Source organism: Microcoleus sp. B13-B6 (genome assembly GCF_036705405.1).
Lineage (GTDB): Bacteria > Cyanobacteriota > Cyanobacteriia > Cyanobacteriales > Microcoleaceae > Microcoleus.
The window spans coordinates 1-1,544 of sequence record NZ_JAUBUJ010000244.1 but is presented as its reverse complement, the minus strand read 5'-3'; the positions used below and the strand labels follow the sequence as shown (position 1 = coordinate 1,544).

Sequence of the window (1,544 nt, the reverse complement as noted above, 5' to 3'; positions counted from 1 at the left end):
TCAAAAAAGCATGAGAAAAAAAAGGAAAAAGAAGCCTGCGGTCTAACTGTACTCAGTTGACCGTCAGGTTCGTTCACGAAACACGAACAGAATGTAATTGTTGACGGTATTGAGGCTAACCTTTGTTATGAACCCACTACTGAGACGCGCAACCGGAAAGCCCTGCGTCCAAATAATACAGCAGAATGGGAATTGAGAGTGGGCGTATATCAGGTTTTGTACAAAGTTGACAAGCAAGTTAAAATTGTCAGTAGAGATCGCATCGCTGGCAAGCATGAGAATATATACATATTTCAAGGAGAAGAGGAAGAACTATGATGAACTGGGATTATCGAGTATTTTTTGAGGATGGCGGGTACACAATTCGCACGGTGTATTATGACGATAAGGGTGCGATCGCAGCCTGCTCTGAAAAAGAAACCGCACCTTTTGGAGAATCAGTGGAAGAACTTCAAGAAGAATTAAACCAACTCCTTGCTGCTCTAAAAAAACCAGTTATTTCGGCTGACGATGTGCCACCTCCAAGCGATCGCCCGAAGGCAAAAAGAGGAAAATCATTGCAAGCAGTGCGGCAACAACTTGGCTTGCGATCGGAAATAACGAAAGAAAATTCCTTAGAAAATTCCTTGAGTTCAAACGATTAGCAAAGAACCGAGGTTATCGGTAAGAGTTCAAAACTACTGGCCGCTTATCTTGGCCGCTCATATGAATGATGACGATTTAAACGAATTAATAGATGCTTTCACCGCAGAATGCGAAGAGTTTCTCCAGTCAATGGAAACAAATCTGCTGGCGATGGAAGCTGCGGGTTTGAAAGAGCGACAAGCTGCAGTTAAAGAAATGTTTCGGGCCGCTCACTCGATTAAAGGTGCGGGTTCGATGTTGGGCTTTCAAAACGTATCGGCGGCGGCTCACACGCTGGAGGACTGTTTTGTCATTTTGCGCGATCGCACAGACTTGGCGGCCCTGGAACCGACTACTGTGAGTGTTTTGCTGCAGGGGGTGGATGCTCTCAAAAAGATTACGATCGAATCAGTTCAACACTCCGATATTACAACTCCGGATCAAACGGAAAACTTGGAGGCGATCGCCCAAATTTTCGCCCAGTTCCAGGCCAAGTACGGCAAGTCAGAACCGCCGCAAGTTCCCGCAGTCAGCCAATCGTCCGCCCCGGAAACGCTGAAACTGATTTTTGAACAGCAAGTGCCGGCACTCTTCAATCGCCTAGAAACCGAGCTTTCCCAAGCTTCCGAAGCAGATTTGGCAACAAGCGTCACCGCCCTCAACCAGGTTTACTACCAACTCTCCGGTTTGGCTGGAATGCTGCAATTGCCGGATTTTGGGAAAGTCGCCGCAGCCCTCAGAGATTTGATTGACTCTCCAGACTTGACTCTACAACGGTTGCAATCCGACGGTTGGGCGATCGCCCAAAACTTGCAAACCGCACGCCAACAAATATTGGAAGGAAGGGCGATCGACATCCCCGAAATCTCCCCCACTCCCACTCTCCCCCTCTCCCCCTCCCCCACTCTCCCACTCTCCCC

The 1,544-nt window shown here is 48.2% G+C and carries 2 protein-coding genes; both read left to right on the top strand.

Annotated elements, in window-relative coordinates; translation table 11 throughout:
* Positions 1–314 precede the first annotated feature (314 nt).
* Positions 315–644 (top strand): hypothetical protein, encoded by a 330-nt coding sequence (locus QUB35_RS38960; RefSeq protein ID WP_333148424.1) that lies wholly within the window; start codon positions 315–317, stop codon positions 642–644.
* Between the two features lie 61 nt (positions 645–705).
* A partial coding sequence (locus QUB35_RS38955; protein WP_333148422.1) for an Hpt domain-containing protein occupies positions 706–1,544 on the top strand: 839 nt, incomplete at its 3' end.

Coding starts and splice junctions, on each gene's coding strand:
- QUB35_RS38960 (WP_333148424.1), top strand. CDS start 315: ATGATGAACTGGGATTATCGAGTATTTTTTGAGGATGGCGGGTACACA.